This window comes from Pseudomonas sp. NPDC089530 (assembly GCF_050280705.1).
GTDB lineage: Bacteria > Pseudomonadota > Gammaproteobacteria > Pseudomonadales > Pseudomonadaceae > Aquipseudomonas.
In genome coordinates this window covers 1-14,225 of sequence record NZ_JBNNVU010000121.1, presented here as the reverse complement: position 1 = coordinate 14,225, position 14,225 = coordinate 1, and the positions used below count along the sequence as shown (strand labels likewise).

The 14,225-nt window shown below is 67.3% G+C and carries 13 protein-coding genes; 5 read left to right on the top strand and 8 right to left on the bottom strand.

Features of this window, described 5'->3' with window-relative positions; genetic code table 11:
* The 4 genes from ACQKQA_RS27530 to ACQKQA_RS27515 all read right to left on the bottom strand — a co-directional run.
* On the bottom strand, window positions 1-1,070 hold a 1,070-nt coding region (locus ACQKQA_RS27530; RefSeq protein WP_427564373.1), incomplete at its 3' end, for an amidohydrolase.
* Between the two features lie 118 nt (window positions 1,071-1,188).
* A complete protein-coding gene (locus ACQKQA_RS27525; RefSeq protein ID WP_427564371.1) occupies window positions 1,189-1,818 on the bottom strand; it encodes an antibiotic biosynthesis monooxygenase in 630 nt (209 codons plus the stop codon).
* Window positions 1,811-2,227, bottom strand: a complete 417-nt coding sequence (locus tag ACQKQA_RS27520; protein ID WP_427564369.1) for a DoxX family protein — start codon at window positions 2,225-2,227, stop codon at window positions 1,811-1,813. The genes ACQKQA_RS27525 and ACQKQA_RS27520 overlap by 8 nt, the downstream gene beginning before the upstream one ends.
* 158 nt (window positions 2,228-2,385) lie before the next feature.
* Complete coding sequence (locus tag ACQKQA_RS27515) at window positions 2,386-3,309, bottom strand: LysR substrate-binding domain-containing protein (protein ID WP_427564367.1); 924 nt, start codon at window positions 3,307-3,309, stop codon at window positions 2,386-2,388.
* Between the two features lie 265 nt (window positions 3,310-3,574).
* Between ACQKQA_RS27515 and ACQKQA_RS27510 the strand changes: the two genes are divergently transcribed.
* Window positions 3,575-4,033: a helix-turn-helix domain-containing protein gene (locus tag ACQKQA_RS27510; RefSeq protein ID WP_427564365.1), complete on the top strand. Its 459-nt coding sequence runs from the start codon at window positions 3,575-3,577 to the stop codon at window positions 4,031-4,033.
* 62 nt (window positions 4,034-4,095) lie between these two features.
* Here the strand turns inward: ACQKQA_RS27510 and ACQKQA_RS27505 are convergent, their stop codons facing one another.
* Window positions 4,096-4,920, bottom strand: coding sequence for an alpha/beta fold hydrolase (locus tag ACQKQA_RS27505; RefSeq protein ID WP_427564363.1), 825 nt, complete (start codon window positions 4,918-4,920; stop codon window positions 4,096-4,098).
* A 28-nt stretch (window positions 4,921-4,948) separates the two neighbouring features.
* Window positions 4,949-5,524, bottom strand: a complete 576-nt coding sequence (locus ACQKQA_RS27500; RefSeq protein ID WP_427564361.1) for a flavodoxin family protein — start codon at window positions 5,522-5,524, stop codon at window positions 4,949-4,951.
* Window positions 5,525-5,912: 388 nt separating this feature from the next.
* On the opposite strand from ACQKQA_RS27500, the gene ACQKQA_RS27495 reads away from it, so the two are divergent.
* Window positions 5,913-8,720, top strand: coding sequence for an ATP-binding protein (locus ACQKQA_RS27495; protein WP_427564359.1), 2,808 nt, complete (start codon window positions 5,913-5,915; stop codon window positions 8,718-8,720).
* On the opposite strand, the gene ACQKQA_RS27490 is transcribed toward ACQKQA_RS27495, so the two are convergent.
* Both ACQKQA_RS27490 and ACQKQA_RS27485 read right to left on the bottom strand, forming a co-directional pair.
* Window positions 8,682-10,163 carry an ATP-binding protein gene (locus ACQKQA_RS27490; protein WP_427564357.1) on the bottom strand — a complete coding sequence of 494 codons (1,482 nt, stop codon included), beginning with the start codon at window positions 10,161-10,163 and terminating at the stop codon, window positions 8,682-8,684. The two genes, ACQKQA_RS27495 and ACQKQA_RS27490, sit on opposite strands and share 39 nt — an antisense overlap.
* Before the next feature lie 195 nt (window positions 10,164-10,358).
* Window positions 10,359-11,309, bottom strand: coding sequence for a GlxA family transcriptional regulator (locus ACQKQA_RS27485; protein WP_427564355.1), 951 nt, complete (start codon window positions 11,307-11,309; stop codon window positions 10,359-10,361).
* A gap of 224 nt (window positions 11,310-11,533) precedes the next feature.
* Between ACQKQA_RS27485 and ACQKQA_RS27480 the strand changes: the two genes are divergently transcribed.
* The 3 genes from ACQKQA_RS27480 to ACQKQA_RS27470 form a co-directional block, all read left to right on the top strand.
* The gene (locus ACQKQA_RS27480) at window positions 11,534-12,256 is read left to right on the top strand and encodes a pirin family protein (RefSeq protein ID WP_427564354.1); all 723 of its coding nucleotides are present in this window, start codon (window positions 11,534-11,536) and stop codon (window positions 12,254-12,256) included.
* Window positions 12,257-12,971: 715 nt separating this feature from the next.
* Entirely contained in the window at window positions 12,972-13,916 is a 945-nt protein-coding gene (locus ACQKQA_RS27475; protein WP_427564352.1) for a chromate resistance protein ChrB domain-containing protein, read from the top strand.
* Window positions 13,909-14,225: chromate transporter (locus ACQKQA_RS27470; protein ID WP_427564351.1), on the top strand; the 317-nt coding region annotated here is incomplete at its 3' end. The genes ACQKQA_RS27475 and ACQKQA_RS27470, both read left to right, overlap by 8 nt.

The following is a 14,225-nucleotide window of genomic DNA, read 5'->3' as shown; positions in this document are numbered from 1 at the left end:
TTCTCGAACACATCGAGCATGCGCGAGATCGACTCGTCGTAGGTGGCATGCAGGCGGAACGGCCAGCGCTGCTCCACCAGGTGGCGCACCACCGGCTCCAGTTCCTGTTCCATGGTCTGCGGCAGGTCCGGGCGCGGTTCGAGGAAGTCCTCGAAGTCCGCCGCGGAGAACACCAGCATCTCCCCGGCGCCGTTATGGCGCAGGAAGTCGTCACCCTGGTGCAGCTTGACGCTGCCGGTCCAGTTCTTGAAGTCGGTGAGTTCTTCCTTGGGCTTCTGGGTGAACAGGTTGTAGGCGATGCGCACCGTCAACTGCTGCTCCCGGGCCAGTTGCTCGATCACCGCGTAATCGTCCGGGTAGTTCTGGAAACCGCCGCCGGCATCGATGGCGCTGGTCAGCCCCAGGCGATTGAGTTCGCGCATGAACTGCCGGGTCGAGTTGACCTGGTATTCCAGGGGCAGCTTCGGCCCCTTGGCCAGGGTCGAATACAGGATCATCGCGTTGGGCCGGGCCACCAGCATGCCGGTGGGTTCGCCGTTGCTGTCGCGCACGATCTCGCCACCCGGCGGGTTCGGCGTATTGCGGGTGTAGCCGGCGACCCGCAGCGCCGCGCGGTTGAGCAAGGCGCGGTCGTACAGGTGCAGGACGAACACCGGGGTGTCCGGCGCCGCCCGGTTCAACTCTTCCAGGGTCGGCATGCGTTTTTCGGCGAACTGGAATTCGTTCCAGCCGCCCACCACCCGCACCCACTGCGGGGTCGGGGTACGGTCGGCCTGCTCCTTGAGCATGCGCAGGGCGTCGGCCAGGGACGGCACCCCTTCCCAACGCAGTTCCAGGTTGTAGTTCAGGCCGCCACGGATCAGGTGCAGGTGCGAGTCGTTGAGGCCCGGGATCACCGTGCGCCCCTTGAGGTCGATGACCTGGGTCGCGCTGCCGCGCAGGGCCATGGCCTCGGCGTCGGTGCCTACCGCGACGAAGCGCCCCTGGCTGATGGCGACCGCGCTGGCCCGGGGTTTCTCGCGGTCGACGGTATGGAATTGGCCATTGAATAGAATCAGATCGGCGTTCATCGGCTTTCCTTCTGGATGGGAAGAGGCAAGGGACAGGCGCGGCCAGAACGCCGCCGCGGCACTGAGCAGGGAACCGGCGGCGAGCAACTGGCGGCGCAGCGGATCGGACGGCTCGTCGTTATTGGCCATGGTCGGCCTCCAGGTGTGGGTGGGCGACCGGGGCTTGCAGCCAGGGAGCGAACAGCCGGGTCGCCAGGGGCATGAACAGGTACACCACCGACAGCACGATGGTCAGGGTGATGAGGAAGGTGGCGACCACGTAGTGAGAGAGCCAGGCATTGAGCTGCAACACCGGCCCCCAGAGCAGCGGCACCAGCAAGGTGTGCGGCAGGATCACCAGCAGGGTCAGCAGTGCCTGCTTCCAGCGTGGCGGCGGCGCGACGGCATCGGCCGGCAGGGCAAACCAGAACTCGTTGCGCGGGTGGACCTCGGTCCGGTCGCCGTCCGCCAGCATCGGCGCGGCTTCGTCCACCAGTGCCTGGCGCTGCGGCGAATCGAGCCAGCTTTGCATCGCCGCGGTGGAACAGAAACGCAGCACGCAGGTGAACAGGTCGAGGCCGGCGCTCTTGCCACGGATCACGTCCACCCCCAGATGCCCCTCATACTCTGCGGCCACCCGGACGATCCGGCGCAGCCAGGTTGCATAGGGTTGCTCCAGGCCAGCCTTGACCCGGTGCTTGACGATCAGCGTCACCACTTCATCGGGGCCCGGCAGCGCGGTGGCTTGGGGACGGTTGGCATCAGACATAACGCAAGGCTCCGGTGAAACGGTGATTGAGGGCCAGGCTTCCCGGCCCGGCGATAAGGATGCTGCTGAACAGGATCAGCAGCAGCCAGGCGAACTGTCCTTCGGCCAGGCTCCACTGCGGGTGCACCAGCAGCAGCGCCACCAGCAGCACCGCGAGGATCGGCAGGCACGCCAGGCGCACCAGGACCCCGGCGACGATCAGCAGCGGGCACAGCACTTCGGCGAAGATCGCCAGCATCAGGGTCAGGCTCGCGCCCAGATGGAACGGGTCTTCGATGCGTTGCAGCTCGGCGCTGTAATCGAGCAGTTTCGGCAGGCCATGGACCCACAGCAGCAACAGCCCGGCGCTGACCCGCAGCCACAGCAGCCCGAGATCCCGGGCCCGTTCCTCCCACCCTGAAGCCTGCATGGCGCCCCCCGCCCACTCTGGAAGATTCCCGGTGTCGGCCCCAAGGTCGCTGGCCACACCCTGACGGAATGGTGCCGGGCCGCCGACGGGAAAAATTGCATGTACGTGCTCTTTTTGCCCCGGGGTCCGTTGCTGCGTCCAAGCCTTGGGGCAGCCCTTCACGGGGCGGCGATCGGCAACGGGCCGGACATGAACTGCGCGATCCGCGAACGCAGCCAGCGCTCCGCCGGATCGTTGTCGTGCACCCCGCTCCAGGCCATGGACAGCTGCGCTGCCTCGATGGGGAACGGTGGCTCTTCGGCCCTCAGGGCACAGCCTTCCACCAGTGCGCAGGCGGCGTAGTCCGGCACGGTGGCGATCATTTCGGTGCCGGCGAGCAAGGCCCGCAGGCCACTGAACTGCGGCACGCCCAACACCACCCGCCGGCTGCGCCCGACCTTGGCCAGGTCGAGGTCGATATTGCCGCTCAGGTCGCCGGAGAAGGACACCATGGCATGGGGCCGTCGGCAGTATTCGTCGAGGGTCAGGGGCTCGGGACGGTTGTCGCCGCGCAACACCTTGCAGCCGATGTCCCGCAGCGTCTTGCGCTTGGCGTTGGCCGGCAATTCGGTGGTGTAGCTGACCCCGACGGAGATCTCGCCCGACGCCAGCAAGCTCGGCATCAACAGGTAATTGGCCCGACGCACCACCACCACGATGCCCGGGGCTTCCTCCCGCAGCTGGCTCAACAGCGGCGGGAACAGGCCGAACTCGGCATCGTCCGACAGGCCGATGCGAAACAGGTCGCCGCTGCTGGCCGGGTCGAAGGCCTTGGCCCGGCTGACCGCGCCGGAGATGGCGTCCATCGCCGGTTGCAGCTCTTCGAGAATCACCAGCGCCCGCGCCGTCGGCTCCATGGCGCGGCCGTTGCGCAACAGCAGCGAGTCGTCGAACAGATCCCGCAGGCGGCCCAGGGCCGCGCTCACCGCGGGCTGGCCCATGAACAGTTTTTCCGCGACCCGGGTCAGGTTCTTCTCGAACATCAGGGCCTCGAAGATCACCAGCAGGTTCATGTCGACGCGGCGCAGATCGTTACGGTTCACAGGTACGTCCTCCTCTCTCTGTTCAGTCCGGCATGACGCGGATCATGCCCGCCTTCCGCCTGCGGAAAATTGCAGCGATGTGCTCAATCGAGGGGCCTGCCCGACAGCGGAATTAACAACGTTTAACTCGCACGCCAGCGCCCCCCCACCCAAGAATGAAGCCCTCTGTGCAGACCTGTTTTCCAAAGCGGGAAGCGGCCGAGCCACCGAGCAGCTCGCCATCGAGCGCTGCGCCGACGCCTTCCCCTCGACACGGACTTTCGTCATGGCCCACTTTCCGCCCAAGGCCCTCCGGGCACCCCTCGCGCCAACCCGCAAAGCCGCCACCGGCGGCCTTTCGCCCTGGCGCGAGAACCTGGTCAAGCAACTGATCCTCGACGGCCTCGGCGACCCTCTGGAAGTCAGCGAGCTGGCCCGGGCCTGCGCCCTCTCCCGCAGCCATTTCTCCCGCGCCTTCAAGTGCAGCACCGGCCTGTCGCCCCAGGACTGGATCCGTGGCCAGCGCATTGCCCGGGCCAAGCAGCTGATCCTGGACACCGACCTGACCCTGACCCAGATCAGCCTCGAATGCGGCTTCTGCGACCAGGCGCACTTCTGCCACATGTTCACCCACAGCGAAGGCATCGGCCCGTTCGCCTGGCGCTGCCGGATGCTGCGCGCACGCCCCGGCTCCGCACCGCGGGCCACCGGCGCTCCCTCCCCTCTCCAGCAGCCCGCCGGTTAGCCGGCCATAAAAAACGCCGAGAGGCGCAAGCTCCTCTCGGCGTTTATCGGTTCAACCGCGCATCAGGCTTCGATGAACGCCAGCAGGTCGGCGTTGAGCCGGTCCTTGTGGGTGTCGGTCAGGCCGTGTGGCGCACCCGGGTAGACCAGCAGTTGGGCTCCCTGCACCAGCTTGGCCGCGGCGATGCCCGAGGCTTCGATGGGCACGATCTGGTCGGCGTCGCCGTGGACCACCAGGGTCGGCACGTCGAACTTGCGCAGGTCGTCGGTGAAGTCGGTTTCCGAGAACGCCTTGATGCAGTCATAGGTGTTCTTGTGGCCGGCCAGCATGCCCTGCATCCAGAACCAGTCGATCATGCCCTGGGACGGTTTGGCGCCCGGCAGGTTGAAGCCGAAGAACGGCCCGCTGGCGACGTCCTTGTACAGCTGCGAACGGTCGGCCAGGGACGCCTGGCGCATGCCGTCGAAGACTTCCATGGGTAGGCCGCCGGGGTTGCTCGCGGTCTTGAGCATCTGCGGCGGCACCGCGGAAATCAGCCCGGCCTTCGCCACCCGGCCCGTGCCGTGGCGCCCGATGTAGCGCGCCACTTCGCCACCGCCGGTGGAGAAGCCGAACAGCACCGCGTCGCGCAGGTCCAGGTGTTCGAGCAACTGGGCCAGGTCGTCGGCGTAGGTGTCCATGTCGTTGCCGGACCAGGGCTGGCTGGAGCGGCCATGGCCGCGCCGGTCGTGGGCCACGACCCGGTAGCCCTTCGACGCCAGGAAGATCATCTGCGATTCCCAGCTGTCGCTGTTCAGCGGCCAGCCGTGGCTGAACACGACCGGCTGGCCGGTGCCCCAGTCCTTGTAATAGATCTCGGTTCCGTCGCGGGTGGTGAATGTGCTCATGACTCTTGCTCCTTCAGGGTTGATTGCATCAAAGCGGTGCGGCGCCCATGCGCTCGGCCAGACGCGCCACCCGCTCGCCCAGGTGGGCGGCGGTGCGCCGGTCTTCGAGGGGGGGCACCTGTTCGGGGGACTGTTCGACATTCGACTGGGCCATGGCCCCCAGGGAAGCGCCGAGGCGGTTCAACTGGCCATCGAACGACCCGGCGCCGGCACGGGCCGGCAGCAGGTCGAGGCCGACCCAGAGCATCGAATGCTGGGCGGCGAAGACCGCCATCTGCAGCAAGGTGTTGAGCTTGTCGCCGCAGAGGAAGCCGGAGTTGGTGAAGCCGGCGGCGAGCTTGTCGCGCCAGGGCCGGGCCAGGTAGAACGCCGCGGTGGCCTCCATGAAATCCTTGAAGGGCGCCGAGGCGCTGCCCATGTAGGTCGGGGCGCCGAAGATGATGGCGTCGGCCTGGTGCAGGCGTTCCCAGTGCTGCGCCACCTCCTCGACCGGAACCAGCCGGCAGTTGCTGCCCCGGTGGCGCTCCACGCCCTGGGCCACGGCCTCGGCCATGACCCGGGTGTGGCCATAGCCACTGTGATAGACCACTACCACCTTGCTCATTCCGGCCTCCTCCAGAGGTGTTCGTTCCTTGTGCGAGCCAAAGCCCGGCGGCCTCGGTCGGTGTGTTCAAGGGCTGGATTCTTGGGGCTGGGGCGGATGCGCGGCGAGTTAAACGTTGTTAATTTTCGACGCAGCATGCCCGCCCTCGATACCCCCTGGAACCGCGCCGGAGCCCCTGAATACGGCGCCTGCGGCGGGTGAAGGCAGACCACGGCCGAGGGGTCCGCCACGTCCTGGCCCGAACCCTGCATTGCGTTGTCCGCGAAACCTGAGGAACATGCTCGGATTCCGCGAGATAGAGAGGTGCAGGCTGATTGCCAGCCCTTTGTCCGCCTCCCTGCCAGGTGCAGCCGGGAGCAATAAAAATAAGCAGTAGCAGGAGTGAGCCTTGCCCTTTCCCGTCGAACAGGCCGTGCATTTCGGTCCCTACCGGGTCTACCCCGGACAACGCCTGATCCTCGAGGCCGACCAGCCCTTGCGCCTGGGCCGACGCTCCATGGACATCCTGCTGATCCTGCTCGAACACGCCGGGCAGGTGGTCAGCAAGCAGCAGTTGATCGCCCGGGTCTGGCCCAGGAGCGTGGTCGAGGACAGCAACCTGCGGGTGCACATGGCGGCCCTGCGCAAGGCCCTGGGCGACGGCCAGGCCGGCCAGCGCTACATCGTCACCGTGGCCCAGCGCGGCTACAGCTTCGTCGCGCCCTTCTCCCTCGAAGCCAGCGGGCAGCGCCCCGACAGCGACGCGCCGACGCCAGCGCCGAGCGGGCACAACCTGCCGGTGCGCCACACCCGCCTGATCGGACGCCAGGCCCTGGTGGCGAATGTGATGACGCAGCTGGCGCACCAGCGTTTCATCACCCTGGTCGGCCCCGGCGGCATCGGCAAGACCACCGTGGCCCTGGGCGTCGCCGAGCAACTGATCGGCCAGTACCGCGACGGTATCCGCCTGCTGGACCTGGCCCCGGTCAACGACCCGCGGATGATCAGCGCCCACCTGGCGAGCCTCCTGGGCCTGGCGCTGCACGACGACGAACCGGCCAGCAGCCTGGCGGGCTTTTTGCGCGAGCAGCAGATGCTGCTGGTGATCGACAACTGCGAACACCTGCTCGACGCCGTCGCGCCGCTCTGCGAGAGCATCCTGCGCGGCGCGCCGCAGGTGCATATCCTGACCACCAGCCGCGAGAGCCTGCGGGCCGAAGGCGAATACGTGCAGCGCCTGGAATCCCTGGACTGCCCGCCGCCCATCGCGGTGCTGGACCGCACCCAGGCCCTGGGCTTTTCCGCCCTGCAACTGTTCGTCGAACGGGCCATGGCCAGCCACGACAGTTTCGAACTGAGCCACGCCGAACTGCCCCTGGCGATCGAGATCTGCCGGCGCCTGGACGGCATTCCCCTGGCGCTGGAACTGGCCGCGGCCCAGGTCGCCAACCTCGGCCTGGACGGGCTGCTGACCCAGCTGCAAGGCAGCTTCCGCCTGCTGGCCCAGGGCTCCCAGGCGCTGCCTGGACGGCACCAGACCCTGCGCACCACCCTGGACTGGAGCTTCCAGCTGCTCACGCCCTGCGAACAGGCCTGCCTGCGCCGGCTGGGGATCTTCCGTGGCGGTTTCACCCTGGCCTCGGCCGCGGCGGTGATAGTCGGGGAACAGATCGCCCCCGACCGGGTATTCGGCTCGATCACCCAACTGGTGGCCAAGTCCCTGCTGAACGTGGAAGTGGGCGACGAGGAAGTGTTCTATCGCCTGCTGGACACCACCCGCAGCTATGCCCTGGAAAAACTCGAAGAGGCCGCCGAACTGCCCCAGACCCGGCAACGCCACGCCGAGCGTTGCCTGACCCTGATGCATCAGGCCCGGGACGAGTGGGAGCAGACCCCGACCGAGCCGTGGATCGAACGCTACGCCCGCGGCCTGGAAGACATTCGCGCGGCCCTCGACTGGGGCTTGCAGCCCCTGGGCCCGCAAGCGCTGGCGATCCGCCTGGCCGCCGCGTCCACCCCGCTGTGGCAGGAACTGTCGCTGCTCCGGGAACACGGCGCCTATGTGCGCCAGGCCCTGGCGCTGCTGGAGGCGACAGCCGAGCCCTGCCCGCGGCTGGCCATGCCGCTGCAGCTGGCCCTGGGCAGCGCCTGCTACCACACCCAGGGCAGCAGCAGCGAGGCGATCGAGGCCTTCGTCAGCGCCAGGACCCTGGCCGAACGCAACGAGGACGTGGCCGGGCAGCTCAAGGCCCTGTCCGGGCACCTGGCGGTCAACCTCAGTTGCGGTCACTACCAGCCGGCCCTGGAGCAAAGCCGGCAATTCGACGACCTGGCGTTGCGCGGCGCCGCCCCGGCGCAGCTGGCCTTGAGCACCCAGCGCTTGCGGGTCCTGGCCCTGCACTTCGCCGGCCACCAGCCCCAGGCCCGGGAGAGCGCCGAACAGGCCCTGCAACTGATGAGCCAGAGCGGTCACCTCAGCCGCTTCACCCGCTGCTTCGGCGTGCAGTACGACCAGAGCGTCGCCGCCCTGACGATCCTGGCGCGGGTCCTCTGGGTCCAGGGCCAGCCGGAACAGGCCTGGCGCACCGCGCGCCAGGCCCTGGACATCGCGCTGCAGATCAACCACGGCACGTCCATCTGCTACACCCTGGCGTTGTCCGGGTGCCTGATCGCCCACTACAACGGCGACGGCGCCACCGCCCGCGAACTCTTGCGCCTGCTGCTGGAACAGGCGCAGAAGCATTCGGTGCTGCTGTTCTACACCTGGGGCCGGCACTACGCGCAGGTCATCGAGGGCGGCGCGAACGCCCCCGGCACACCGGCCGGCAGCGGCCTGATCGGGGAAATCATGGTGACCCTGGACAGCGCCTTGATCGACGACAGCTTGCTGCAACGGGCGCAAAGCGGCGCGGCGGGCTGGAGCACCGCGGAAATCCTCCGCGCCCGGGCCGCGGCCTTGCTGGCCGAGCAGCGCCAGGACGCCGCCGAAGCGGTGCTGCAGCAGGCCCTGGACGTGGCCAGGACCCAGGGCGCCCTGGCCTGGGAGCTGCGCAGCGCCACGGCCCTGGCCCAGCTCTGGCAACGCCAGGGCCACCACCAGCGGGCCCATGACCTGCTGCAGCCGGTCTACGCCCGGTTCAACGAAGGCTTCGCCACCCCGGACCTGGCCCGGGTGCGGCTATTGCTCGACGCGTTGCAGGGCCAGCTCGCCGCCTGACCCCCTGCGGGCGCGGCTGATGTAGTGCGCATGACGCATTTCGAACATCCGCAGCAGCCCGCCCTGTTCAAGCTGCTCCCGGGCATAGGTGCGGGTGGTGTTGAGCAGCCGGTAACGCACCGGGCCATTGCCGGGCACCAGCACCAGCAGGGATTTGTCCACCAGCCGCTGCAGTACCTGCGCCACCAGTTCGGGCAGCAGCACCGCGCAACTGATGACGCCGATGGCGGTCTCCGGGGTAAAGGCCACCTTGAACACCGCCAGCCCCTGCAAGACGCTACGTTCCAGCGGGCTCAGGCGCCGATAGCTCCAGTCCAGCGCGGACTTCAGCGTCTGGTGCCGGGCCACGGCGGTGCGCCGGCCCTGGGTCAGCAGCTGAAAACAGTTGTCCAGCTGGGCCTGCAACCCCACCAACCCCAGCGCGCCGATCTGCGCCGCCGCCAGTTCGATGGCCAGGGGCAGGCCGTCGAGCCGGCGGCAGATTTCACGCACCGCTTGCAGGTCCTGTTCGCGCAGGACAAACCCCTGCTGGCAGGCGCGGGCGCGGCTGACGAACAGCTGCACCGCCGAATACCCCATGACCTCGGCCACGCTGTGCAGCGCCGAAGCCGGTGGCACCGACAGGGCCGGCAGGACCTGCACCGTTTCCCCGGGCAGCCCCAGCGGCTCGCGGCTGGTGACCAGGATCGACAGTTGCGGCACCACCGCCAGCAACTGCTCCACCAGGGCGCGGCAGGCATCGAGCAGGTGCTCGCAGTTATCCAGCACCAGCAGGGTATGCCGGGCCGCCAGTGCATCCAGGCTCGTGTCCAGATTCAGGACACGGGCCACCTGCTCGGCCACGCGCACGGGATCGTCTTGCGCCGACAGGTCGACCAGCCACGCCCCGTCGCGATAGTGCTGCAACAGCAGCTCGGCCACGCGCAGGGCCACCGTGCTCTTGCCGATCCCCGCCGGGCCGACCAGGGTCATGCAGCGGCGCACCGGCAGCTGCCGGACCAGGCTGCCCACCAGCGGGTCGCGGCCGGTGACCGGGGTGAGCCGTGCCGGCAGGTTGTGCCGGGGTTGCGGCACGGCGTCGAGGGACAGCGCCCTGCCTTGGGGTTCGCGCCGCACCGGGGCGACGAAGCAGTAGCCACGCTGCGGAATGTTGACGATGTAGCGCTGCCCGTCCTGGCCATCGCCGAGGGCCCGGCGCAGGGCCGCGATGTGCACCCGCAGGTTGATGTCCTCGACCACCGAATTCGGCCAGACCCGGGCGATCAGCTCCTCCTTGCCCAGCACCTGGCCGGCGCGCTCCAGCAGCACCCGGAGGATATCCAGGGCGCGCCCGCCCATGCTCAGCGGCCGGTCGCCGTCCAGGACCAGGCGTTGCCGCGAGTGGAAGACGTAGGGGCCAAACCGCAGCACCTCGTCGCTGTTCACATCTCTGACGCTGTTCATGCCATCCGCGCGCAAGGCCCGGCCCGACGCACGGCACGGCAGCGTCCGGCGCGCGGGTTGGTCCAGGCCTTCGCCTCCCCCTTCCCAAAAATCCCCGGGTATCTTGGCAGGCGCCGATGACGCGACAACTGCCCCGGGGGGAGTATCACGGCCATCGCGGTGCGCGGGACGGACACGTTGAACACCGGACGGGGGTCAGCTGAATTGTTCACGGTACTGGGTGGGCGTCAGGCCGAGCTTCTCGCCGAACAGGAAACGCATGTGCCGCACGCTGCCGAAGCCGCTCTTGTAGGCCACGGTCTTGAGCGGCAGGTCGCTGGTCTCCAGCAGGTTCCGGGCGCGGTCGATCCGGGCGCTTTGCAGGAACTCCATGGGGGTCATCTTCACTTCCCGGGCGAACACCCGGGCGAAATGCCGCGTGCTCATGTTCGCCAGGCCAGCCATGCGCTCGATGCTGAAGGCTTCATCGAGGTGTTCGAGCACATGGTTCTGCACCCGGGTCACCGGGGTTTCCTGGGGGGCCACCGCGGCCGTCAACGGGCTGAACTGCGCCTGCCCGCCCTGGCGTTTCATCACCACCAGCAACACCTTGGCCACGTCCTGGGCGAGCTTCTTGCCGTGGTCCCGGGCGACCACCGCCAGCGCCAGGTCGATACCGGCGGTGATGCCGCCGGAGGTGATCAGGTTGCGGTCCTCGAGGTAGATCCGGTCGGTCTCCACGGTTGCATTAGGAAACGCGCGAATCAGGCGCTCGGTGTAATGCCAGTGGGTCGTCACCCGGTAGCCGTCCAGCAGGCCGGCATGCCCGAGGATGAAGGCCCCGGTGCAGATCGAGCCATAGCAGCCCGCCCGCGGCACCGCGTCCCGCAGCCAGCGCTGCAACGCCGGGAGCTTGACGTCATAGGCCCCCGGGCCGCCCGGCACCAGCAGCAGGTCATAGGCGTCGCGCGCCTGGTCGAGGTGCAGGTCGGTCTGCACGCTGACGCCATTGGACGCCCGCAGCATGCCCGGCTCGGTGCCGACCATGACCAGCCGATAATGATCCTTGGGTTCCAGGTAACGGTTGGCGATGGAAAACACTTCCATGGGCCCGGCCATGTCGAGCAGGAGGAAGTCGGGGAACAGCACCATTGCCACAGTTTTCATGGGTCGAAAATCACCGGTATCGAAGGGAGAGAAGCCTGACGCAGAGGCCGGCCATTATGCCCAGCCTGGGTTGCGCTCGTCGGCCAAGAATACGTGATTCGTCGCACAAAATTGTCAACCTGCAAGGGACAGTCTTTCCATTTCCATCTACTTATTGCGCCACAGGGTAGACATTAACCTTCTCCTCAACCGGACGACTTCTCGTCCCTCAAGGAGATTTCATCATGCTGACCCTTCGCAAAGCCTCCGACCGCGGCGCCGCCAATCACGGCTGGTTGAAGTCCTTCCATACCTTCTCCTTCGCCAACTACCGCAACCCGCGGGAACAGGGTTTTTCCGACCTGCTGGTGATCAACGACGACCGGGTCGCCGCCGGCAAAGGCTTCGGCCAGCACCCGCACCGGGACATGGAGATCTTTTCCTACGTGCTCGAAGGCGCCCTGGAACACAAGGACACCCTGGGCACCGGTTCGGTGATCCGCCCCGGCGACGTGCAACTGATGAGCGCCGGTAGCGGCGTCGCGCACAGCGAGTACAACCACTCGGCCGCCCGCCCGGTGCACTTCCTGCAGATCTGGATCGTGCCGGATGTCGTCGGCGCCAAGCCGCGCTACCAGCAGGAGCACTTCAGCACCCAGAAAAAACGCGGTCGCCTGCAACTGATCCTCTCCCCCAATGGGGCCGAGGGCTCGCTGAAGGTCCGCCAGGACGCACGGGTCTACGCCGGCCTGATCGACGGCCAGGAAAGCGCCACCCTGACTCTCGATGCCGATCGCTATGCCTATGTCCATGTGGCGCGGGGCCAGGTCGAGCTCAACGGCATGCCCCTGCAGGAAGGCGATGGCGTGCGGGTGCGCAGCGAGCAGGCCCTGACCCTGAGCCATGGCGTGGATGCCGAGGTGCTGGTCTTCGACCTGCGCCCGCAGGAACTGCCGCAAATGCCTTGACCGGCACCCGCCCGGGGGCTTGTCCCTCCGGGCATCCCCAGTTTTTTTTGCACTTAGAACCAGCCCTTTCAAGGTCTTTGAAAAACCAGCACTTGAAAGGGCTGCTCCTAAAACCTGCTCCCCTGATCTGCTGGTGTACATATCCATGGCTGCGGTAACGGCTACCTGTGGTTCCGTCCTCCGGTGTCCATCAGGGGGCATCCCCTGCGGTCGGCTTCGCTTCGACCTCCTCTCGATGTGTACGGCTTCGCCGTACGGCGCTGCGCGCCATCCCCCTGATGAACACCGGAACGAAGCCTGCCGATAGGGCGGACAGATCAAAAGCCAAAGCCAAACGCGACCTACCGGTCGGCGCTAAACCCTGTAGCCGCTGTCGAGCCCCGGCGAGGCTGCGATCGACCCCGAAGGGGGCGCAGGATCTTGAAATCGCAGGAGGACCTTCGGTCCTATCGCAGCCTCGCCAGGGCTCGGCAGCGGCTACAGAGACCGCGTTCTCAACCAGGTCAGCCGGGTAGGCCGCCTCGCGTTGCTTTTGATCTGAGTGCCCCGTTAACCACGCTGACCGAACGCAGGCATTGAGCCGTGGGTAACCCGGCAGGACGCCGGGTTAGCCGCACTGCGCCAGCGCATGTCTTTTCATCCCGCGAAACCGCTTCTCAATCGCCCCCGACAGGAATAATGTAGAGATATCTACATAAAACGCGATCAACGCTACATGAACAACTGGCTGACCCTGATCCTCGGACTCCCCACCGCCCATGCCACGGAGCGCATGCGGGCCTGGCGCGCCCTGAAAACCTGCGGGGCGGCGGTGCTGCGGGACGGCGCCTATCTGCTGCCCGATATCCCGGCCTGTCGCGAGGCCCTGGCCGCGATCGAACGGGACATCCTGGCCATCCATGGCACCGCCTATGTGCTGCCGGTGGTGGACCCCGACGGCGCACGCTTTATCGACCTGTTCGAGCGCAGCGAGGACTACGCCAGGCTGCGCAGCGAGATCGAGGAATGCCGGGGCCAGCTCACAGCGCAGAATGCGCTGGCCAGCACCCGGCAGATTCGCAAGCTGCGCAAAGCCTACGAGCAGTTGAGCACCATCGATTACTTCCCGGGCCAGCCCAGGCAGCAGGCGGACGCCGCCTTGCAGGAACTCGAGACCGCCGTCAGCCGGGCCTTGTCCACGGACGAACCGCGGAGCCAGGACCTGCCGATCCCCCGGCTCGACCCAAGCGATTACCAGGGGCGTATCTGGGCCACCCGCCAACGGCCCTGGGTCGACCGCCTGGCCTGTGCCTGGCTGATCCGCCGCTTTATCGACCCCCAGGCGCGGATTCTCTGGCTGGAGCATCCCCGGGACTGCCCGGCCGATGCCCTGGGTTTCGACTTCGACGCCGCCACCTTCAGCCATGTCGGCAACCGGGTCAGCTTCGAAACCCTGCAAGCCAGCTTTGCCCTGCAAGCGCCGGGTCTTTCGCGCATCGCAGCCCTGGTCCACTACCTGGATATCGGCGGCGTCCAGCCCGTTGAGGCGGCCGGCGTCGAACGGGTGCTGGCGGGGCTGCGCGAAACCCTTACCCATGACGACCAGCTGTTGGCCGCCGCCAGTGCCCTGTTCGACGGCTTGCTCGCCGGCTTCGCCCAAGAGGAACCAGCCCATGACTAAGACTTCCGACGCGGCAACGGCAACGGAGCTGCCAAGGCCCGAACCTATAGGTTTGCGCGAAGCCTTCTGGTTCTGGCTAAAGCTGGGTTTCATCAGCTTTGGCGGGCCGGCGGGACAGATCTCGATCATGCACCAGGAGCTGGTGGAACGCCGGCGCTGGATCTCCGAGCGGCGCTTCCTCCACGCCCTCAACTACTGCATGTTGCTGCCCGGCCCCGAGGCCCAGCAGCTGGCGACCTATATCGGCTGGCTGATGCACCGCACCTGGGGCGGGATAATCGCCGGCGCGCTGTTCGTGTTGCCGTCGCT